This is a genomic window from Vagococcus fluvialis (assembly GCF_003337315.1).
Lineage (GTDB): Bacteria > Bacillota > Bacilli > Lactobacillales > Vagococcaceae > Vagococcus > Vagococcus fluvialis.
Genome location: NZ_QPJV01000002.1, coordinates 171,053 through 191,899, shown reverse-complemented (window position 1 = coordinate 191,899; position 20,847 = coordinate 171,053). Strand labels below are relative to the sequence as shown.

Sequence of the window (20,847 nt, the reverse complement as noted above, 5' to 3'; positions counted from 1 at the left end):
GCCTCCTAGAAACCGTTATTTTTACTTAAATCATTATACCATAAACCGCTTTTTTTCAAACTTCTCTCTAGATTGTTATCTAAGTCAACACGGTAAAATCCATATCTATTTCGGTAACCATTTAACCATGACCAACAATCAACAAAAGTCCAAGTATGGTAACCAAAACAACTACTTCCCTCTTGAATTCCTCTGTGAAGTTGCGTTAAATGTTCTTTCATGAAATCAATACGGTAATCATCTTGAATCATACCATTCTCATCTAAGAATCTTTCCTCATCGGCAACACCCATACCATTTTCAGAAACGTACCAAGGAATATTGTTATAATCATTTTTCATCATCATGGCTACATCATATAATGCTTCTGGATAAATTTCCCATCCGCGGTAAGGATTAATTCTTTTTTCTGGCCAATCATAAGAAGAAAAGAAATCTGCTGGCGTTTGTGCCGGTGTTTGAACACTAACAGGCGCTTTTACACGCATTGGTTGATAATAGTTAATGCCAATGTAATCAACTAAATTATTTTTAATTGCTTCTTTATCTGTTTCAACTGTAACTGGTGTTAAGTCATTTTCTTTAATCATTTGACTTAACTCAGCTGGTATTTCACCTAAGACACAAGGATCTAAAAAGCTCTTGATGATTAATAAATCAGCTTTTCTTTTAGCTTCCATATCTGCTGGTTCATTACTTCTAGCATAAGTTGGTGTCACGTTTAAAATAATTCCGATTTCACCTTCAAAACCACCTTGTTTAAAGGCTTCAACAGCTTTTACATGAGCCATTAATGTGTGATAGCCTACTTGAATGGCTTTTTTGAAATCAACGATTGCTGGGTAATGGAAACCATATAAGTAACCACACTCAATATGAACTAAAGGCTCATTGAAGGTAGCCCATCTCTTAATCAAATCTCCGAACTCTTCAAAAGCAGTTTTTGCGTAGAAAGCAAAAGCATCCACAGATTCACGAGTTTCCCAACCACCTTTTTCCATTAACCACCAAGGCATATCAAAATGGAATAAGTTCATAATGGGCTCGATGTCATTATCTCTTAATTCTTGGAAGTAACTTCTATAAAAAGCAACAGCTTCTTTATTAAGTGTTTTACCATCAGGTAATAATCTAGCCCAAGAAATAGATGTTCGGTATGAATTCATACCAATTTCTTTCATTCTTTGAATATCTTCTTTGTAATGCTCATAGACATTTGAAGTCACTTCTGGTCCTTGATTTTCATTAAATTTTTCTGGATTTAATTCAAACCACTTATCCCATGTTGTTGCTGTTTTTCCACCATCTAAAGCATGACCTTCAGTTTGTGGTGCTGAGGCTGCTGAGCCCCATAAAAAATCTTTTGGAAATGTTAGCATAGTCAAAACTCCTTATATTTAGTCGTTAGAATAACTTTAAATGAAGATACCGCTTGCACTTCACCTTACGTCAACCATTATACTACAAAAAAAGGAGTGAAAACACATGAATCAAATAACATTACATTTAGTTGATACCTTAAATTTTTATCAAAAAGGATTTTCTTCTACCATAACAGAAAATTCTTTTCGTTATGAGTTAATGAAACCTATTGAACCTATGTGGAATTATCTAAATACGCCACTAACGCCTAAAAATATTGGTGGATACGATAGTTTGATGGCCTCAGAAACGCTTGGAATATGGACACCTAAGAAAGATTTTAGTTTAATAGAAGAATATATTCCGTTACTAAAAGAAACTCATATTTTTGAAGAGGCTAATCAAGTCATTCAAGACTCACTTAAGCTGTTTGATCAGATTAATTATTCTATTCCCTTATCAGAAGTAACTCTTAATATTTTGCTTGGTGATTCTGAAAATAGCATTCTCATGGAAAGTCTTGGCTATAGTGGTTTTGGCGGTATTCCAGGATATATTTTGTTAATTGTTCTTCCTAATAAGTTTAATAAAACTCGTTTAAAATCTGCACTAGCACATGAATTTAACCACAATATTCGTTTTACTTATGAAGCATTTAACCATGGCAATGTTAGTGTAGAAGATTATTTAGTTATCGAAGGCTTAGCTGAGGTTTTTGCTGAGGAACTTTACGGAATAGAGTATCGTGGTCCTTGGATTCAAGACTATGATGAGGAAGAAATGTCCTATACGATTGAAGTCATGAGAGACGGTCGTCATGTCAAAGGATTTGAGCAAGTTGCCGCTTATATGTATGGAGATGAAGTAGCAAAATTACAAGGATTTTCTCCTGTTGGAGTCTCTCGTAACGCTGGTTATACAATAGGCTATCATTTAGTAAAAGAATATCTAAAAAATACTAACGCAACTATTGCGGAAGCCACTGTAACACCAACAAATATCATTATCGAAAAATCAAATATCTTTAATTTCTAAAAAAGATTGAGGTCAAATACAACAAAGTATTCGCCTCAATCTTTGTATTTATGCTAAAAGTAAATTAGAAATACTATTTCCCTTTTCTATTGTACGGATTCCATCAACTGAGATACCTAATGTTTTTTCCATATGCTGAGCCACCAGTTCAACACTTATCCCATCTCTTAAGAACAATTCAAGCTTCGTTTGCTCCTCATTGAAAAGTACAACATTAAGTTCTTTTTTCAATAAAGGATCCTCATCAAATAATTCTAAACTAAATGGTTTACAAAATTCCATAATAAACCTCTTTTGTTTTGATTTCTTCTTAACAAATGCAAGTCGTTCTTTTTTTGTCATTCTTTAGCCTCCTATTTTCTTCTATTAATAAAAGTATAGCACTTTTGAATACGCTTACAAAATAAAGTTAAAAAATACCCTTTAAAGGCTATTTTTATTTAAAGCAAAGTAGCGCTTAAGTTGTGGTCTTTTTCCTAACCACACAACTAATAAACAAGAAAATATCTTATCAAAAAAGCTATCAGTAAAAGCTCCCCAATAAGAAGCAATTAGAAGTTTTCTACCTGATGCTTTCAATGTAATGACTAATAAATCACTAGGCTTTCTTTGCAAGCCTTCAAAGCCTCCAAATAATACTACCCTAATAGGTGCCTAACTAAAGCACCGATTGCTGCAAGTAAAATACCAATGATTATTGCTCTTTCATAAGTTACTTCTTTTTTAGCACAAAGATTTGCAACTAGGGCTACTGTCATACTAACCAAACTAAAAGGAATTGCTAGTGGTCCAAAAAGAACTGCTAGTAATAAATTTGTGGAAAGCCCTGTTAAAATTGCGTATTTCAAAGAAAAATTAAAAGCAATAAAAATCGTACCAATTGCATCTAAAAATAAAAATGGCATTTGTAAATGTGTCATCAATGAGCCAACTGCGACATTTAAACAAATTGCCAAAGCGCACAAAGTTAATATCATTACATTATTTTGTTTTTGTATCATTAATCCCTAACATCCTTTTAGATTCATATAACCTGTAGTATAGCGACTTTCAGATAATATGTACACAAAAAAACAAGCCTTTTATCAGCTTTTAGATGAAAGGCTTTATCTTTTCTATTCTTGTTTCAAATAACCATCTAGTACTTATTGATATCCTGATTAAGTATTTGTGGGAATAACTTAATCAGATAAAATCAGTTTAGATTAATGGGGAATCAATCTCTCAATTTTAAAAGATATTTTTAAGTAGTTAATGAGTTATTTAATAACAACCTATAATTTTTTATAGTTAGCTATATTATATCTTATGCGGCAGTCATTATATGACCGTCTAATAACAAAAGTTATAATAATTCTATTTCATATAATTTTAAAGTTTCTAACATATCCTGTATCAAATAATCTCTCATGTGTTTTGGTGAAATTACTTTAACCATATGACTTTGACTGGATAACCACATTTTAGTTCCATAACCATCATTCACATTCATCTCAATCCGAAAACTGTCATCCTCATTAACTTTTATAATCTTCGCATTTGGAAATCTGTTCAAGACATAAACAGGGTCATAATAAAAATCAATCACCATCTTTATAGGATTCCCTAAAAAAGGTAAATTAGTTTGGTTTCTTAAAATACCTGCTTCAAATTTATCTATGTATTTCGTTTTATGATTAGAAGATAATACTCTTAGATTTTTCATGTTATTAATTCTAAACTTATTTAGCATCTCAAACTCTCGGTCATCTTGAGCAGTTTCAGACGCTGAAATCATAAAAAAATAAAGATCTGAAAAATAAATGCTTGATGGAATCCGTTGAAAGGTTTTTGTTTCATTATTTTTAGTGTATTCAAATTCAACTAATTGGTTATTCACAATTGCATCACTAATCAACGTAACTTTATCTGTCAATGCTTCATCAGAAATCTCTTTATAATGCAATAACTCATTCGCAATTGCTTTTTTTAATCTACCTTGATTATTACTTAAACCAATCAATTTAGAAGTAATATTTTTCATCTCACTTTGAATCATAATACGAGTTGATACTAGAATTTTTAGAACCATTAAAATTTCCATATCTGTTAGTTCATTGTTAAGTAAATGACCATTTTCTTTGAGGAGCTGGTAATTTCCTTTTCCATCTCTCTCAATTCTCATTTTATCTTTTGGTACCATACCGTAAACTTCATCTTCTAATAAACTTTCAATTTTAGCAATATCTCTTTGGACAGTTGATTCCTTCTTATCAAACTTTTCCATTAGTTCATATTTATTTACTTTTTTACCACTCATTAATCTCATGAATATAAGTAGCAATCTCTGCTGAGCGTTCAAATTTTGGTACAACTTCTTTTACTTCTTCTCTTTCTCATTATAAGGGAGATAAAACAAAAGCCCATCAAAATTAATTGATGAGCTTTGTAAATAATTTTACTCTTATACTGTAAATAAATAAGCAATTGAGATAATCGTAATAAAATGCATAACTTTTGGAATTTCTTTTGTACGCCCTGCAAAAATCATACAGACTTCATAAGATAAGAACCCTAGCACTAGACCTAAAGCGATTGAACCAGTTAAAGGCATCATGACAATTGTTAAAAAGGCTGGAATGATATCCTCAAATCCTTCATCCCATTTGATTTTCGTAATATTTTGCATCATAAAAATACCAATGACAACCATAGCTGGTGTTGTTACCGCTGCTGTTACAAGAGATAACATTGGGTAGAAAAATGCTGATAGTAAGAATAAAATTGCTACTACGACACTCATTAAACCAGTTCTTGCACCAGCAATAATACCTGATACTGACTCAATATAAGTAGATAAACTTGATGTACCAAATAAAGAACCAAAGAAAGTTCCTAAAGCATCCGCACTGTAAATACGTTTGTTATCTTCAAAGTTTTCACGTTTAATATCTGACACTTGAGTAGCAGCTGCTGAAAGAGTTGTCGCTGTTCCAAAGAAATCCAAAAATAAAAAAGTTAAAATAACAATAATTGAATCTAATGACAGCATTTTGTCTAAGTTTTTAACTGCTACCATAAATGTTTCATTCATCATAGCATTCATCGGCTCAACTGGTAACACAACTGGAGAGCCTTGTGGCAGTTGCGGTAATGTCGCTAAGACCTCTTGACTTAAATTAAACCAATCCATTGATGCACCAAAACGAATGAACAAACCACATAAAGCTGCACCAATCATTCCTAAAAAGACAGCATATTGATTTTTACGAACTAAAAAGAAAGCTGCTGTAATAATACCAAAGAAAGCAATAATAACATTAGGATTGTGGAATCCTCCAAAAGTAATAAACATTCCTTCATCAGGAACAATAATACCTGAATTTTTAAAACTTACAAAGGCAATAAAAATTCCTAATCCAACTGTTCCCGCATGTTTAACCGTCATTGGAATAGCTTTAATAATTTTTGACCTAGCACCTGATAAAGCTAAAATTAAAAATAAAACCGAAGCAACTAATACACTAGCTAATGCCTCTTGCCATGTTTTTCCCATTTGTAAAACAACTGAGTAGGCAAAAAAAGCATTCATCGACATACATGGAGCAAGTCCTAAAGGGAATCTCGCCCAAAGTCCCATAATTAACATCGCTACTGCCGAAGAAATAATCGTCGACATAAAGACCGCATCTTGTGGCATACCTGCTTGTCCTAAAATAATCGGGTTAACAAAAATAACATAAGACATGGCTAAGTATGCTGTTAACCCACCTGTTAATTCACGTTTGATAGTTGAACCTGATGCTGTGATACCAAAAAATTGATCTAATTTCTTTTTCATTTGTCACTTCTCCTTCTTTTTATGAAAATCCATGTTGATGGCAGAAGGAAAAACAATACCTTTGCCATAGTAAGTTACTTTACGGGTAACTTGTAGAAACTTTCAGACCATATTTCTGAAATTATATGAGTTTTCTTACCAAGCTATCATAACAATTTTTTTGTTATTTTTCAATCTAAAAAGCGAACGAATTTATTTATAATCAACAAAATAGTTAACATTTTATTCAAACTAGCTTCTTTCTTTTTTTTAACATCCCTTTTCTTTCTTTTATTGTTTGATTAAGCTAGAATAAAGATAATAAAGAAAGGCCGGTAATCTATGAAAATTATTATTTCTCCCACAAAACAAATGACTGATGAACAGGATTTTTTCTATCCTAAAAGTCAGCCTACTTTTTTAAATGATACTGATTTAATTTTAAAAGCTTTACAAAAACTTTCTTATGATGAAGCTAAAAAATTATGGAAATGTAATGATAAACTTGCTGAGGAAAACTACACACGTATTAAAAATGCTGATTTAAAAAAGGCTACTTCACCTGCAATAATGAGTTACAAAGGATTGCAGTATCAATATATGGCTCCAGATTTATTCACAGAGCCTGCACTAGATTATCTACAAAATCATGTGCGCATTCTTTCAGGTTTTTACGGTATCTTAAAACCATTCGATGGTATTATTCCCTACCGTCTTGAAATGCAAGCTCCACTACCTGTAGAAAAATCCAAAAACCTTTACACGTTTTGGAACAAAAAACTTTACGAAGCTTTAGAGTTTGATAAAGGACCTGTCATTAATCTTGCTTCAAAAGAATATTCTAAGTGTTTAACACCTTATTTAAAACCTGAAGACCAATTAATAGAAGTCAGTTTTTCTCATATAATAGATGGAAAATTAAAAGTTAAAGCAACATTAGCTAAAATGGCTCGTGGCGAAATGGTTCGCTATTTAGCTGAAAACAATGTAACAACTATTGAGGAAGTAAAAAACTTTGATCATCCTCACTATAAATATTCTAAAGAACATTCTGATTTATCAAAAATCGTTTTTCTTTATGAAGAATAAAAGGAGAATAAAATTATGCTAAATCCAAAACAAATTATTCAAGATTTACGTCACCTTGGCGTAAAAAAAGATGATATCATTGTAGTCCATTCATCTTATAATGGTTTACGTGGTGAAGATCAAATTGAAGGTGGTCCAGAAGCTGTCATTGAAGCTTTAAAAGAAACTGTTTCTGAAGGAACATTAATTATCCCAACCTTTAGTTACAAAAATGTGGACATTGATACTCCTGTGTTTGATGCCTTAAATACACCTGTTTGCATTGGGATTATTCCTGAGACCATGCGCTTATCTAGTGATGTTTTTAGAAGTCTACATCCAACTCATAGTTTAGCTGTTTGGGGAAAAGATGCTGAGGAATTTACAAAACACCACTACAAAGATCATTCACCTGTTGGCGTTAACTCGCCCTTAAGCGAGGCATACCGAAGAGGCGGAAAAATCGTTATGCTTGGGGCTCCTTTCCAGAGAAATACAACTATGCATGCCGTTGAAGAAATGGTTTTACCAGAGTATTTGTTTACTGAAAACTATGAATATGACATTATCAAAGAGGACGGGGAAACAATTCAAATGAATGTTTTACGTCATGACTTTAATGGTTTTGAACAGCGTTATGACAGAGTCTTGGATATTTTAGATAAAGATACAGACTATACGACTGGTAAAGTATTAAACGGAGATACTTGCGTTATTAATACCCAAGCCATGTGGCAAAAGGCACTAATTAAATACAGAGAAGATATTCTCTACTTTACTGATCCAAGACCAAGAACCTAAAAAAGTCAGACAAGATAAACCTCTTGTCTGACTTTTTTTATATACTCCAGTCCAGTTCTGGCCCTTTTGGTACGATGCCTGTTGGGTTAACTGTTGGATGGCTTTCATAATAATGATGTTTAATATGATAAAAATTAACTGTTTCTTTAATTCCCGGATAATTATAAAGCTCTCTTGTATAGCGCCATAAATTTGGGTATTCTCTTAACTCTCTTATATTACACTTGAAGTGACCATAGTAAGCTGTATCAAATCTGACTAAAGTAACGAATAAACGCCAGTCAGCTTCGGTTAACATATCTCCTACAAGATATTTTTTGTTTGCTAATAGACTTTCTAATTCATCTAAAGCGTTAAACAAACTTTGAACTTCCTCATCATAGACAACTTGCTCAGTCGCAAATCCTGCTTTATAAACACCATTATTGATTTTATGATAGACCAACTCATTCATCTCATCAATTTCATCACTTAAATGTTCTGGATAATAGTCTCCTGGAGTTGCCCCAACTTCATCAAAAGCAGTATTTAGCATACGCATAATTTCTGATGATTCATTGTTTACAATTTTATTAGTTTTTTTGTCATATAAAACCGGTACTGTCACACGACCTGTATACTCAGAGTCTACGTGTGTATAAATTTGATACATAAATTGAGCGTTGATAACTGGATCTGGAATCATGTCTTTACCTTCAGCAAAAGTCCAACCATTCTCTCCCATATAGTGATTAACCACTGAAAGTGAAATCATCTCTTCTAATCCTTTTAATTTACGCATAATAAGTGCTCGGCTAGCCCAAGGACATGCATAAGAAATATATAAATGATAACGTCCAGGTTCTGCTTTAAAACCAGCTTCCCCAGTTGGACCAGCACTGCCATCAGCTGTTACCCAATTTCTAAATTGAGACTCTTTTCTAACAAAACGTCCACCAGTTGATTTTGTATCATACCATTCATTATGCCAAACTCCATCTACTAATAATCCCATATCGTTATCTCCTTCTAAAAAGTAAGTTAACAACAGTATACTTGATTGGCAATTGGTTCAGCAATTAAACTGCTTACGTAAAGTTATCATAATTTTTTCCCACAGTTTCTTTAAACTCTTGTTTAACCTCAGCTAATAAAGCAGGATTTTCTAGTAGCTCTAAAATAGTCAAAGCAAGTCCTTGAGAGGCTTTAATTAGTCCTTTTTCTCCATCTTTTGAAATAGTTGCTTGCGCCATTTCAACTGTATGACCACTAACTTCCTCACCGCAAATCTTTATGTTTCCTTGGATTGTTGGACAGCGATAACTAACAGCTCCAACATCTGTTGAACCGCCCGCAATTTCTTCCACTGGATAAATATTTTCAACACCTAATTCAGTATACTTTTCAGTTAAAATATCAGCTAATTTATAATTGATAACTGTGTCTTCATAAGGACATTCATAAGTAGAGGTTTTATAGGTTACGTTATTGGCTTTACAAATCGCATCAACTGCTTGAATCGCTTTTTCAGTCACTTCTTTTGCATAACTCATTGTAGGAGCTCTGAAATAGTATTCTAATGAAGCATAAGCAGGGATCACATTTGCTGCCTCTCCCCCATCTTTAATAACACCATGAATAAAAGTATTTTGATTAACAAACTGACGAAGTAAATTAATTTGTAAATAACTCATAACAGCAGCATCTAAAGCAGACGCTCCTTGCTGAGGTTTACAAGCATGAGCATTAGTTCCAAAAAATTCAAATTTAATTGGATTTAATGCAGTGGAACGTCCCCCTACACCATTCTTACTGCCAGGATGAACCATTAAAGCTACATCTACCTCATCAAAGACACCAGCTTCTGACATACTTACCTTGCCACCAAAATTTTCCTCAGCAGGAGTTCCAACAACTAATAGCTTTCCGCCGAATTGATCGATAATTTCTTTGACAGCTTCACCTGTAGCCACACCAATCCCAGCAATTAAATTATGCCCACAACCATGTCCCACTTCTGGTAACGCATCATACTCACACATCACCGCAATTGTCGGACCCTCTTTTCCCGTATCGTATTCTCCTAAAAATCCCGTTGGTACTACATATCCCGAAGTCGTTTTAAAGCCAACTTTATCTAAGTAATCAACTAACAGTTTCATGGTTTCAAATTCTTCATTTCCTATTTCTGGGTTGTTGTACATAGTTTGAACTAACTCCATATAAGTTTCAATATTAGATTCTATTTTTTGTATCATTATTTCTTTTGCCTTCATTTTTTCCTGCTCCTTTTTATTTTATTCAACAGCGTCGACAGACATTTTTTTGTACTCTTCTTTCCACTTAGCTAAATTCCCATTATCTAAGTTTTCTTTTATCACTTTGTTAGCTAATTTAATCAGCGCTTCATTATCATTTCCTTTTGGAAAACCAACTACACTTTTGGAATATTTATTATTTGTATCTAAATCAAAAGCTTCTTGAGGCAATATTTCTAAATCTGGAAAACTTTCTAACATTGGTTCAGCACTTGAGGTAGATACTGTCAAAGCATCCACATCTCCTGAATTTAACGCTAGAAAAGCGGCATCCATTGTACCAAATTGTTTGATTTTTTTCTCCGTTGTTAAAGTAGTTGCTAGTTCATATTGAATCGATGCTGCTTGTGCACCTACCATTAATTTAGCAGCCTTTATGTCATCTAGTGACTTGTATTTTTTTGCTGTTTCTTTTTTCATTAATAACCCTTGAAAACCATCTGAAACTTCTTGTTGATATCCTTCTGAGAAATCCATGACCTGGCTTCTTTCATCAGTTCCCACAAAAGAGGCAATCCCTAGGTCAATACTTCCTGTTTGCATATTAGCCAGTACACCATTAAAATCTGTAGGTTTAATTTCCAATTTAACACCTATCTCATCAGCAATTGCCTGAGCTAACGCCACATCACTTCCAACGATTTCTTTTTTTCCATCTTTTAATATGTAAAATTCAGCAGGTGGAAAATCAGGTGAGGTTCCTAAAACTAACTTTCCTGCAGCTTTTATTTTACCCAATTGCCCCTCTTCAGCCGAGTCTTTCCCTTCACTTTTACCGCACGCAGCTAAAAGAGAAATAGTAACTACGCTTAACAAACCGATTTTCATCATTTTTTTCATTTGTTTTTTCATTATTAACGCCTCCATTTTTTAAAAAGTAATTTGCTCTAAAAAGTCTTTCGTTCTTTGTTTTTTGGGTTGAGTAAAAATTTCTTCTGGTGTTCCCTCCTCAACAATGACACCTTTATCAATAAATAAAACACGAGTTGCAATTTTTTTAGCAAAATTCATTTCATGAGTCACAATCACTGTTGTTAAACCACTTTCTGCTAACTCTTGAATAACGAGCAATACTTCTTTTACCATTTCTGGGTCAAGGGCTGATGTTGGTTCGTCAAAAAGCATTACTTCTGGTTTCATTGCCAAACTTCTAGCAATGGCTACCCGTTGTTTTTGACCACCTGATAACTTATTTGGATAAACATCTCTTTTATCTAGTAAACCAACTTTTTTTAACAATTCTTCTGCTTCATCAATAGCTTCACTTTTTGTCTTATTTTTTAATTTCAATGGAGCTAACGTGATATTTTCTAAAACAGTCATATTAGGAAATAAGTTAAAGTGTTGGAATACCATTCCTATTTCCTGACGTAATAAATCAACTTCTGATTCTTTTTTACTTGCTTTAATAAGAGATTTTTCTTTAAATAAGACATCTCCTTTAGTTGGTTTTTCCATTAAATTTAAACATCTTAGAAAGGTTGATTTACCTGAACCAGAAGAACCGATAATCGCCACTATCTCCCCTTTTTTTATTGTTGTAGAAATTCCTTTCAAAACCTCTAATTCATCATAATTTTTTTCTAAATCAATCGTCTCAATCATAAACACTTAACCTCTTTTCCAGTTGTTTCATAATGCCTGTTAGTGAGTAAGTTAGGAAAAAATAAATAATCGCCACAATAATTAAAGGCTCAAATATTGAGTAAGTTGCAGCCTTAACAATATTGCTGGTATACATCACATCAAAAATCCCTACAACTGAAACAATAGATGATTCTTTAATCATAGCTATAAATTCGTTTCCCAAACCAGGTAACACTACACGAATAGCTTGGGGAATAATGACTGACTTCATTGTTTCTTTGCGACTTAACCCAAGAGATCTCCCTGCCTCCATTTGTCCTTTATCAATAGACTCAAGTCCTCCCCTAAGTAACTCACAAATGTAAGCACCTGAATTAATCGATAAAGCAACAACTGCTGTAAAAAATTCCCTTGAGCCATAAACATCTCCTAAAAATGGCAAGATTGGTAAAGAAATCCCAATTAATGGCAGACCGTATAACCAAATGTATAACTGAACTAGTAGTGGTGTTCCACGTATAATCTGTGTATAAATATTCGCTACTGCTTTTAAACTTTTTTTTTGAGATTGCTGTAAGAATGTAGCTACTAGGCCAAGAATAGAACCCAGAAAAACAGTCATTAAAGATAAAACTACTGTTACTATCATCCCGTCAATAAAAGTTGGAATCCATTTAATCATTTTTCCAAAATCCATTGCAACACCTAACAAAAACATATTATTCATAATATTCTCCTCCTTTTGAATTAATTATTCATTTATTCGCTTTGTTATGAATATTAATTCAAATAATATGAAAAAGCAACTGTTTTATTAAAAATAATTAAAATAAAAAAATAAGACTGTGATATAAGTTTTAAAACTTACATCACAATCTTATTTATTAGTTCGCTGAAACTTGAGCCTGTAATCGGTACATCTCAGCGTAATATCGATTCATATTTAATAAACTTTCATGAGTTCCTTGCTCTTTGATTTCCCCTTCATCTAAAACTAAAATTTGATTAGCATTTTGAATAGTCGACAAGCGGTGAGCAATAATAAAGGTTGTTCGCCCTTCTTTTACAACTTCCATGGCATGTTGAATAATTTCTTCTGTTTCTGTATCAATGTGAGACGTGGCTTCATCTAAAATAAGTATTTTAGGATTACTAGCTAAAGTTCTAGCAAAAGCGATTAATTGTCTCTCACCTGACGAGAAAGACTGCCCTTTTTCTACAACTGGCTCATGAATCCCTTGAGGAAGTTTAGCAATTAACTCTTTGCCACCAACTTTTAAAAGAGCCTCTTCCACCATTTCATCTGTTATTCGTGGATCATTCATACTCACATTACTTGCCACAGTCCCACTAAATAAATAGGGTTCCTGTAATACAATTCCCATATGGTCACGAATACTTTCACGACTGTAATCAACTAAAGGCTGATTATCAATTAATACTTGTCCTTTTTGTGGATCATAAAATCTAAACAGTAAATTAATAATCGAACTTTTCCCCGACCCAGTATGTCCTACTAAACCAATTGTTTCTCCTTTTTTAGCAGAGAAATTAATATGTTTTAAAACAGGAACATCAGGATTATATCCAAAGGAAACATCATTAAAAACAACATCACCTTGCTTAAAATTAATTTCTTTTGTTGTATCAGCTTCTACCTCTTCATCTAATAATTCAAAAACACGCTTTCCGCCAGATAAAGCCTGTTGTAATGTCGACATCATTCGAACTAAGGTTAAAATCGGATCAAATAAATGATTGATATAATTAATAATCACGTAAATCGTTCCAATAGAAAAGCCTAATAAACCATCAACAAATTGAGTTCCTAAAAACATTAGGACAGCAAACATCACTAAATTTTTAATAAATGTTGAAAAATCCCATGATAAACTGCCATCTAGTCGAATAGATTTAATTCTTGTATCTAGCCATTCTTGATTAGTTTCTTCAAATTCTGCTAACATATTATCTTCTTGGTGATAGAGCTGAACAATGGATACACCTTGAACAATTTCAGCGGTGTGACTATTTAGCTCACTGACACTTTCACGCCATCTTTTATTAATTGGTGCGGCTAGTTTAATATAAATCCACTGCCAGATTGCAAAAAATGGCAATAAGAAAAGTAAACCTGTTCCAATTTCAGGACTGACTAAGAATAAGGCAATATAAATAGCAATAACTGTTAAAACATTGATAATCACCATATTACTAAAGTTCAAATAAAAGTTGGTTCTAAGTAACTCCACATCATTGACGATTCTTGCTGAGATTTTTCCAGCTGGTTTATCATCAAAGTAAGAAATAGGTAGTTTTTGCATATGAGAAAAGGCTTCGTCACGTAGAGTTTTACTTACGCCATTTGACGCATAAGATAACAATAAGTAACTAGCATAACCACATAAACTACTAAATAAGGTCACTATCATAAACCAACCAAATTTTTGAAATAAAAAGCTTAATTCAACAGCTTCTTGAGCATTGATTTGTAAAGAAACATAATCAATCATCTCTTTACCAATTAAGGGTGCGTAAATAGCCGTCATAGCTGAGACAAAGGATAATATAATACCAAATGTATACTTTAATGGTTCATGTTTAAAATAACTTAATAATCGTTTAAATGTTTTCATTTTCTTTCACCTCCATTTGTTGAGTCATGTATTGGTTGTAGTACCAACCTTTATTTGCTAGTAATTCACTAGGTGTACCTGCTTCTACAATTTTACCGTCTTCAAGAACTAATACCTTATCCGCTTCCGCTACAGCTGATAAACGGTGAGTGACAATCACATTCGTTTTATCTTGGCGAATCTCTTGAATATTATTAATAATTGCTCGCTCAGTTTTAGCATCTACTGCTGAAAGGGAATCATCTAAAACTAGCAAATCTGGTTGTCTAATTAAAGCTCTGGCAATTGAGACACGTTGTTTTTGTCCACCAGAAATTGAAACACCTTTTTCTCCAATTAAAGTAGCTAAACCTTCTGACATTCTATCTAAGTCTTTTGAAAAGTCAGCAGATTCAATAGCTTCAGACATATCTTCTTCCCCAGCTAATGGATTACCAAAATGAATATTATGGCCAACTGTTTTAGAAAACAGAATATGTTCTTGTGGAACATATCCAATTAATCCTTCTAACGCTTTCATGTCATAGTCTTGAATCAAGCGTCCATTAATTCGAATAGCTCCTGTTTCACCTACTGGATACTGACGTAGTAATTGTTTAACTAAAGTCGTTTTCCCACTACCAGTTTTTCCTACAATTCCTAAAGTTTCACCACGTTCCAAATGAAAATCAATGGTTTTTAGAGTCACCGCTTCACTTGTTGGGTATTTAAACATATAGTCTTCAAAATCAATTTGCTCAATTTTTTCAACAACTAAAGAACCTGATTTTTCTAAAGTATCTTCTGCTGTTAATAGCTCTTCTATTTTTCTAAATGAAACGTTTCCTTGTTGGTAAACTAAAACAATATCTGATAAGCCCCACACAGCACCACTTAACATACCTAAATAAATTTGGAAGGCAATTAGCTGACCTAGTGTCATTTGCCCTTGGCTGACTAAAAATCCACTGTAAGTTAAACCGACTCCCATACTTAAACCTGTTAGTAACTTAGCAATTTGAGCAATCACACCGTTATAAACAACTAAATTATTAGCTTTTTTCAGAACTTGCGACGTTCTTTTTTGAAAACGCTCCTGCTCTAAATCTTTTTTACCATAAGCACGCATCACACGTACCCCGTCAACCATTTCAAGAACTTCATTACTTAATTTCGCCACAGAGTCTCGGTTATCTTCATACAACACATCAATTTTTGTCCATAATTTAAAGACAATATAACCAAATAAGATCAAAGGTAACACACTGACCAAAGCTGCTTTCCAAGAAGTTGTCATAATCATAATCGTTAGGACACTAATCGTCCAAGTTACATTGGAAACTATCAACATAAAGCCGTAACCAATAGTATCGCCTAGATAATCAATGTCACTGGTCATTCGTGTCATTAAATCTCCTGAACGAAACTTTTCATAAAATGGTGTTCTTAAGTGTAATAATTTTTGATACACTTTTTTTCTTAACTCTGATTGATAGCGATAAGACTGACCAAATAGAGTAATTACCCAAATCACATCTACAACATAGATACAAATAATACTGATTAGAAAAGTTATTAGATAGACCCAAAGATTTTCTTTGGCTAATGTTTGATCAACAATCGCGTCAATAAATCGTTGAATCATCAAATTTGGCATAATAGCTAAGACCGATGATAATAATGCAAAAAAAGTTGCTATTCCATATACAACGGGATGTTTTTTAATATAAGTCCAAAATGTTTTTAACATAAATTTTTATTCCTCACCTTCTGAAACAAGAGCTAAAATCTCCTGTTTTTATGTAAAAAAGCGCACAAAAAAACCCATAAATTGTCGAATCCTACTGCTCCACAATTTACCGGTTGGCACTTGTTTATTCATAAAAAATCATTTATTTAGACAGACTTCTACACAAAAAGACCTTGCTAATTACTGAATTTCTCTGAAATAAGGAGATAGTTGATCCATACATTTTCTATTTACATTGTTTTGATTGATTAAGTTAATAGTTAACATGAGTCATTCTCCTTTCCTTCGTTTTCTTTTTGTATGCTCTTTACTTAACTCCTTCAAGTTACTATATAAAAATTAACTTGTAAAGTCTTTTTTTAATTTTAATTTAATTTATTTTTCATTTTCTCTAACTTCTTTACATGAAATATAACAATTTGTTTACTTAGATTTCGAATCAAAAAATTGTTTATTAATAAGAAATTGTTTGTTTATTTGCTATATAAAAATAACGCAACTACACGTATTTTGGTAAAGAAAAAAGACTGATATTTTTTTATCAGTCTTAAAGATTTATTGAATTGCTTCTTCCATTTTTTTGATTAATTTCTCAAGTTCATTATCAAGTTCTTCTTTTGTCGCGTCGTCTCTAATAAGAAATTTTGTCGAATTATTTCCCATATCCATTAATTTTACAGCTAGCCAATTTCCATCCACTTCTTCAACTGTAATTTGCGGATTAACACTAGTTGTACCACAGCCATCAGGTTTTAAGAACGCTAGCTCTTTTTGACCTGATTTATTGTCTCTGATTCGGTAATAACCATCTGTTAAATAAGTTTTATCAGATCCGATTTTTTTCATTAACTGTATCAATGTTTCATTAGTCATCGTTATCACTCCTTTTGTTTATTCTATCATGATAACAAAAAAACTGCTGAAGTCTCAAAAGATTTCAACAGTTTTTATTATATTTTACTAATACTGTCTCTCTCAATCAATCGAGGAGGGATAACAACTTTTACTGGATATGGTAAAGGTTTCTCGATTGAGCGTTTTAAAAGAGTTGTTGCAACCTCCACTAAATAATCAATAGGCAGATGGATAGTTGTTAAGGCAGGGATTAAAAACTCAGCTGAAGCCAAATCATTAAAACCAATCAAACTAATATCCTCAGGAATTCTAAGTCCAAGTTCATGAGCTGCTTTATAGCAACCAACTGCCATAGAATCATTAGCTATAAAAACTGCAGTTGGGCGCTCTTTTTGAGTCATTAACTCCTTAAATAATCTATAACCATCTTTAGGTGTGTATTGACCTAATTTAACCCACTCTGCTTTTAGTAAAGAGAGATTGTTAAGTCTCTCCTCAAAGACTAGCTGCCTGGTGTCTTTTTCCCCCGGTATGTCTATACCACCAATAAAGCCAATTTTTTCATGACCATTCTCCAGCAGACAATCCATAGCTTTCTTAGTTCCTAGACGAGTATCAATCAGTACAGAACTAAAGTCATCATTCTCTCTAAAGGTATCTACAAAAACAGCTGGTTTACCTAGATTTTTTAACCAATCAGCATCCTCATTTTCAAAACTGCCAAGACATAAAACTCCTTCTATTTTACTTAAAATATCTTTTTTAGAAGTTCTGTCAATCATCTCTATTTGGATATCATTCATAGTTGCATATTTTTCTACTGCCACTCGAACCGCCAAGTAGTATACATCCTCTAACTCTGCTTCTGCTGAATAGGTACTAAAGAATCCGAAAACAGATTGCTTATTTTTTCTCTTTTTTGCCCCTGGGGATTCGTACTCTAATTCTTCCGCAGCTTCAAAAACTCGTCTTCTCGTCTCATTCGGTACATTTAAAGCCGTATCATAGTTAAGCACTCTTGAAACTGTAGCCGGAGAAACATCTGCGATTGCTGCAATATCTTTTATGGTGGGATTTTTTTTCTTTTTCATCTTAACTCCTTCCCTTAACCAATAATTTGAACTCTAGTTCTACTATTAAAATACCTATAAAAATAAAAACTGCTCCAACTAGCATATTAATAGAAACTCTCTCACTTAAAATTATAACCGAACTTATCATCCCAAAAAAGGCTTCTGTCGATAAAATTATTGCAGCTTGGGAACTTGTTGTATATTTCTGAGAAGCGGTTTGAATAAAGTAAGCTAGTAACGTACTTACTAATCCTAGATACAATACAGGCATTAAACTTTTAAATTCTAATACCGGTAATGTGTCTCCTGTTACAAATAAGGTTATCCATGACAGTATCGCAGCACTTCCCATTTGTAAAAGCATCAAAGACCAAGTTTCTTCTTCATTAACAAAAAGGTCTGTTACAAATATTTGAAGGGCAAAAAATACTGCACAAATTAAAGTAAGGATATCTCCTAAATTAAAACTTCCTACTGAACCAGTTAAAGACAATAAGGCAATTCCGATTAATGTAACAAAACTACCTACTATGCTCTTTACTGATAGCTTTTTCTTTAATAATAAATAACCTAAAAATGGAACAATCACTACGTTAACAGCAGTTAAAAAAGCATTTTTTGAAGGGGTTGTGAATTGTAAGCCCACTGTTTGAAATGCAAAAGCTAAAAACAAGAAAACACCTAAAAGAGATCCTCGTTTGATTGTTTTTGCTGATAAAGCTTTTAACCGTTTTATATTCAATACGAGTAGAACCAAAAATGCTATTGTAAAACGAATTGCTAAAATCTGATATGCCGAATAATTCTCTAAAGCAAGCGCACTGGCAACAAACCCTGTCCCCCAGATAATAGCCACTAACATTAATCCAATTTTTCCAATATAACTATTCATGACTTCTTCCCTTTAAAACGAACTCTCTTAACTTTAAGAAAACACTAGATGTCCAAGTAAATGATAAGTCATCATTACCTGAACCAGTCTCTGGATTGTAGTTTTCCGCCATACCACCTGTTTCACCTAATAAACAATACTTTTCAGCAATTCTTTTAGACATGTCAATTTCACCAGCTCTATGTAACGCATCAAAAAAGATATATGTTTCAGGAGCCCATATAGGACCTAACCAATAGCCATCGACTTGATAAAGTAAACTTTTTGAAGATTCTGTTGTTAACCCAAATTCAGATTCAAATCGGCTCATTAGATTTTCAATCAAATTCTCTTTTATTACTTTAGGTAAACGATATGAAATAACAATTGGTAACTGTAAAATCAAACTATCATACCGTTCAATTTCTCGTCCTGTCATCATAGATTTAGCTATAAATTGCTTCTTATTACTGTCATACAACTCTTTAATTAATTTATCAGTTAAAGAGTCAGCAATTTCTTTCCACTTTTTACTTTCAGTTTCTAAATCTAGCAACTCTGCCCAATCACTTAATAAGTCTAGCTGTTGAATTAGATAAGCCGTCAAATCAGGAGCAATCACAGGTAACCCTTCATGAAATATACTAGCATTATCCCATCCTGAATCATTACCATGGGTGTAATAAGGAAGTTCTCCTATCTCCTTCACTCTACTTGTTAACCAAAATTCAGTTGTTTTTACAATACTCTTATAGATGAGTTTCAAGCGATTTACTTCTTTAAAATAATCACTTTCATTCATTAATAATTGATATGCCCAAGCATGAATTGGAGGTTTTACACAATTGTATGATCTAAATTTGTCATTAATAAAATCAGGATAGACACCAGATTCATGTTGATGTTTAACAAAAATAAAAAATTGGTTAAACGCTAACTCAGGTTCAACTTTAGAAACTCCTAATGCATTAAAACAATTATCCCAGCTCCAAATATTTTGCATCCAATTTTTAGACATATAAATAGATTCACCACTTAGCAGTCCATCTTCTCTAACGATGCTTGACCAAATAATATATGTAGATAAATCAAAACCTTTGTCATATAGTTCATAACCACCAAAACCATCTCGCCAATTTTGAAATTCAGATTGTACTTTTTCTAGTTCTCTATCAAATGCCATTTCAAATGGAATAAATTCTGTCGGTGTAACTTGGTAATTGGTAAATAATAATTCTTGGTTATCGCTTAAATCAATTGTAATAAATTCATTTCCAACTCTGTACCACGGCGCTTCTAATGTAAAAGCCGTTGTCGAAAAATCTAATAAATATTTGGTTTCTTTCTTGTAAGAAATATATTCAAATCGCTTTTCCTCTATTTGATTCAACGTATCATAGCGTACCTTATCAGCTTTTAGAGTTACTTTTAACCCTTGATTTTTTATCCGTAATTGCTCACTAGTTGGATAAATTATTTCTAATCGATTATCACTTACTTTTTCTTTGATAACAAGTTTTGTCTCATTTACAATCACTTCGTATTTTTTTAAAAATTCTTCCTCATAAATATTTGAAGAACCATCTATAAAAAGCTCAAAGAGAGTGCTAGGTGACTCATCGCCACCATGCACATCTCTAATCCATAGACTTTTAGTTTGTGTTAAATACGAAATAGCAAAATAAGATCCTCGCCTAGAAAAAGGTATTTCCCTAATATCTAGTTTCATCTCTT

Annotated in this window: 20 protein-coding genes and 1 riboswitch; of the genes, 3 read left to right on the top strand and 17 right to left on the bottom strand. The window is 32.8% G+C overall.

Translation table 11 applies throughout. The features are described 5' to 3' along the window. Nucleotides 1-5: 5 nt before the first annotated feature. Nucleotides 6-1,379: a glycoside hydrolase family 1 protein gene (locus DFR54_RS02730; RefSeq protein ID WP_114288815.1), complete on the bottom strand. Its 1,374-nt coding sequence runs from the start codon at nucleotides 1,377-1,379 to the stop codon at nucleotides 6-8. Nucleotides 1,380-1,485: 106 nt separating this feature from the next. Between DFR54_RS02730 and DFR54_RS02725 the strand changes: the two genes are divergently transcribed. After that, complete coding sequence (locus DFR54_RS02725) at nucleotides 1,486-2,397, top strand: DUF2268 domain-containing putative Zn-dependent protease (protein ID WP_114288814.1); 912 nt, start codon at nucleotides 1,486-1,488, stop codon at nucleotides 2,395-2,397. Nucleotides 2,398-2,445: 48 nt separating this feature from the next. On the opposite strand, the gene DFR54_RS02720 is transcribed toward DFR54_RS02725, so the two are convergent. The 5 genes from DFR54_RS02720 to DFR54_RS02705 all read right to left on the bottom strand — a co-directional run bounded on the left by DFR54_RS02720 (nucleotide 2,446) and on the right by DFR54_RS02705 (nucleotide 6,217). Beyond that, nucleotides 2,446-2,739 (bottom strand): hypothetical protein, encoded by a 294-nt coding sequence (locus tag DFR54_RS02720; protein ID WP_114288813.1) that lies wholly within the window; start codon nucleotides 2,737-2,739, stop codon nucleotides 2,446-2,448. A gap of 81 nt (nucleotides 2,740-2,820) precedes the next feature. Continuing rightward, complete coding sequence (locus DFR54_RS13340; protein ID WP_227259192.1) at nucleotides 2,821-3,012, bottom strand: hypothetical protein; 192 nt, start codon at nucleotides 3,010-3,012, stop codon at nucleotides 2,821-2,823. Between the two features lie 23 nt (nucleotides 3,013-3,035). Next, nucleotides 3,036-3,398, bottom strand: coding sequence for a hypothetical protein (locus DFR54_RS13335; RefSeq protein ID WP_227259191.1), 363 nt, complete (start codon nucleotides 3,396-3,398; stop codon nucleotides 3,036-3,038). Nucleotides 3,399-3,742: 344 nt separating this feature from the next. Next, nucleotides 3,743-4,750, bottom strand: a complete 1,008-nt coding sequence (locus tag DFR54_RS02710) for a helix-turn-helix transcriptional regulator (RefSeq protein WP_126808968.1) — start codon at nucleotides 4,748-4,750, stop codon at nucleotides 3,743-3,745. A gap of 90 nt (nucleotides 4,751-4,840) precedes the next feature. Next, nucleotides 4,841-6,217 carry an NCS2 family permease gene (locus DFR54_RS02705; protein ID WP_086341970.1) on the bottom strand — a complete coding sequence of 459 codons (1,377 nt, stop codon included), beginning with the start codon at nucleotides 6,215-6,217 and terminating at the stop codon, nucleotides 4,841-4,843. A 47-nt stretch (nucleotides 6,218-6,264) separates the two neighbouring features. After that, nucleotides 6,265-6,366: riboswitch (purine riboswitch) on the bottom strand. A 172-nt stretch (nucleotides 6,367-6,538) separates the two neighbouring features. Between DFR54_RS02705 and yaaA the strand changes: the two genes are divergently transcribed. Further along, the gene (yaaA, locus tag DFR54_RS02700; protein ID WP_114288811.1) at nucleotides 6,539-7,285 is read left to right on the top strand and encodes a peroxide stress protein YaaA; all 747 of its coding nucleotides are present in this window, start codon (nucleotides 6,539-6,541) and stop codon (nucleotides 7,283-7,285) included. Nucleotides 7,286-7,300: 15 nt separating this feature from the next. Beyond that, the gene (locus tag DFR54_RS02695; protein ID WP_114288810.1) at nucleotides 7,301-8,065 is read left to right on the top strand and encodes an AAC(3) family N-acetyltransferase; all 765 of its coding nucleotides are present in this window, start codon (nucleotides 7,301-7,303) and stop codon (nucleotides 8,063-8,065) included. A 37-nt stretch (nucleotides 8,066-8,102) separates the two neighbouring features. Here the strand turns inward: DFR54_RS02695 and DFR54_RS02690 are convergent, their stop codons facing one another. The 11 genes from DFR54_RS02690 to DFR54_RS02640 all read right to left on the bottom strand — a co-directional run bounded on the left by DFR54_RS02690 (nucleotide 8,103) and on the right by DFR54_RS02640 (nucleotide 20,842). Further along, nucleotides 8,103-9,059 carry a glutathione S-transferase family protein gene (locus DFR54_RS02690; protein WP_114288809.1) on the bottom strand — a complete coding sequence of 319 codons (957 nt, stop codon included), beginning with the start codon at nucleotides 9,057-9,059 and terminating at the stop codon, nucleotides 8,103-8,105. Between the two features lie 73 nt (nucleotides 9,060-9,132). After that, nucleotides 9,133-10,320, bottom strand: a complete 1,188-nt coding sequence (locus tag DFR54_RS02685; RefSeq protein ID WP_114288808.1) for a M20 family metallopeptidase — start codon at nucleotides 10,318-10,320, stop codon at nucleotides 9,133-9,135. 21 nt (nucleotides 10,321-10,341) lie between these two features. Further along, on the bottom strand, nucleotides 10,342-11,214 hold the full coding sequence (locus DFR54_RS02680) for a transporter substrate-binding domain-containing protein (protein ID WP_114288807.1): 873 nt from the start codon (nucleotides 11,212-11,214) through the stop codon (nucleotides 10,342-10,344). An 18-nt stretch (nucleotides 11,215-11,232) separates the two neighbouring features. Beyond that, nucleotides 11,233-11,967: an amino acid ABC transporter ATP-binding protein gene (locus DFR54_RS02675; protein WP_114288806.1), complete on the bottom strand. Its 735-nt coding sequence runs from the start codon at nucleotides 11,965-11,967 to the stop codon at nucleotides 11,233-11,235. Next, nucleotides 11,960-12,676 (bottom strand): amino acid ABC transporter permease, encoded by a 717-nt coding sequence (locus DFR54_RS02670; protein WP_114288805.1) that lies wholly within the window; start codon nucleotides 12,674-12,676, stop codon nucleotides 11,960-11,962. Before DFR54_RS02670 ends, DFR54_RS02675 begins: the two co-directional genes overlap by 8 nt. A 157-nt stretch (nucleotides 12,677-12,833) precedes the next feature. After that, entirely contained in the window at nucleotides 12,834-14,585 is a 1,752-nt protein-coding gene (locus DFR54_RS02665; RefSeq protein ID WP_114288804.1) for an ABC transporter ATP-binding protein, read from the bottom strand. Beyond that, nucleotides 14,572-16,314, bottom strand: coding sequence for an ABC transporter ATP-binding protein (locus tag DFR54_RS02660; protein WP_114288803.1), 1,743 nt, complete (start codon nucleotides 16,312-16,314; stop codon nucleotides 14,572-14,574). Before DFR54_RS02660 ends, DFR54_RS02665 begins: the two co-directional genes overlap by 14 nt. Before the next feature lie 555 nt (nucleotides 16,315-16,869). Next, entirely contained in the window at nucleotides 16,870-17,187 is a 318-nt protein-coding gene (locus DFR54_RS02655; RefSeq protein ID WP_114288802.1) for a hypothetical protein, read from the bottom strand. 77 nt (nucleotides 17,188-17,264) lie between these two features. Further along, on the bottom strand, nucleotides 17,265-18,260 hold the full coding sequence (locus DFR54_RS02650; protein ID WP_114288801.1) for a LacI family DNA-binding transcriptional regulator: 996 nt from the start codon (nucleotides 18,258-18,260) through the stop codon (nucleotides 17,265-17,267). Nucleotide 18,261: 1 nt separating this feature from the next. Then, nucleotides 18,262-19,134, bottom strand: a complete 873-nt coding sequence (locus DFR54_RS02645; protein WP_114288800.1) for a DMT family transporter — start codon at nucleotides 19,132-19,134, stop codon at nucleotides 18,262-18,264. After that, on the bottom strand, nucleotides 19,127-20,842 hold the full coding sequence (locus DFR54_RS02640) for an amylo-alpha-1,6-glucosidase (RefSeq protein WP_114288799.1): 1,716 nt from the start codon (nucleotides 20,840-20,842) through the stop codon (nucleotides 19,127-19,129). The genes DFR54_RS02645 and DFR54_RS02640 overlap by 8 nt, the downstream gene beginning before the upstream one ends. Nucleotides 20,843-20,847: the final 5 nt, after the last annotated feature.

Excerpts from the sequence above, each read along its gene's own strand:
- yaaA (WP_114288811.1), top strand. The coding sequence starts at position 6,539 with ATGAAAATTATTATTTCTCCCACAAAACAAATGACTGATGAACAGGAT.
- DFR54_RS02695 (WP_114288810.1), top strand. The coding sequence starts at position 7,301 with ATGCTAAATCCAAAACAAATTATTCAAGATTTACGTCACCTTGGCGTA.
- DFR54_RS02675 (WP_114288806.1), bottom strand. The coding sequence starts at position 11,967 with ATGATTGAGACGATTGATTTAGAAAAAAATTATGATGAATTAGAGGTT.
- DFR54_RS02690 (WP_114288809.1), bottom strand. The coding sequence starts at position 9,059 with ATGGGATTATTAGTAGATGGAGTTTGGCATAATGAATGGTATGATACA.
- DFR54_RS02685 (WP_114288808.1), bottom strand. The coding sequence starts at position 10,320 with ATGAAGGCAAAAGAAATAATGATACAAAAAATAGAATCTAATATTGAA.
- DFR54_RS02650 (WP_114288801.1), bottom strand. The coding sequence starts at position 18,260 with ATGAAAAAGAAAAAAAATCCCACCATAAAAGATATTGCAGCAATCGCA.
- DFR54_RS02705 (WP_086341970.1), bottom strand. The coding sequence starts at position 6,217 with ATGAAAAAGAAATTAGATCAATTTTTTGGTATCACAGCATCAGGTTCA.
- DFR54_RS02665 (WP_114288804.1), bottom strand. The coding sequence starts at position 14,585 with ATGAAAACATTTAAACGATTATTAAGTTATTTTAAACATGAACCATTA.
- DFR54_RS02720 (WP_114288813.1), bottom strand. The coding sequence starts at position 2,739 with ATGACAAAAAAAGAACGACTTGCATTTGTTAAGAAGAAATCAAAACAA.
- DFR54_RS02680 (WP_114288807.1), bottom strand. The coding sequence starts at position 11,214 with ATGAAAAAACAAATGAAAAAAATGATGAAAATCGGTTTGTTAAGCGTA.
- DFR54_RS02640 (WP_114288799.1), bottom strand. The coding sequence starts at position 20,842 with ATGAAACTAGATATTAGGGAAATACCTTTTTCTAGGCGAGGATCTTAT.
- DFR54_RS13335 (WP_227259191.1), bottom strand. The coding sequence starts at position 3,398 with ATGATACAAAAACAAAATAATGTAATGATATTAACTTTGTGCGCTTTG.
- DFR54_RS02670 (WP_114288805.1), bottom strand. The coding sequence starts at position 12,676 with ATGAATAATATGTTTTTGTTAGGTGTTGCAATGGATTTTGGAAAAATG.
- DFR54_RS02645 (WP_114288800.1), bottom strand. The coding sequence starts at position 19,134 with ATGAATAGTTATATTGGAAAAATTGGATTAATGTTAGTGGCTATTATC.
- DFR54_RS02730 (WP_114288815.1), bottom strand. The coding sequence starts at position 1,379 with ATGCTAACATTTCCAAAAGATTTTTTATGGGGCTCAGCAGCCTCAGCA.
- DFR54_RS02725 (WP_114288814.1), top strand. The coding sequence starts at position 1,486 with ATGAATCAAATAACATTACATTTAGTTGATACCTTAAATTTTTATCAA.
- DFR54_RS02655 (WP_114288802.1), bottom strand. The coding sequence starts at position 17,187 with ATGACTAATGAAACATTGATACAGTTAATGAAAAAAATCGGATCTGAT.
- DFR54_RS02660 (WP_114288803.1), bottom strand. The coding sequence starts at position 16,314 with ATGTTAAAAACATTTTGGACTTATATTAAAAAACATCCCGTTGTATAT.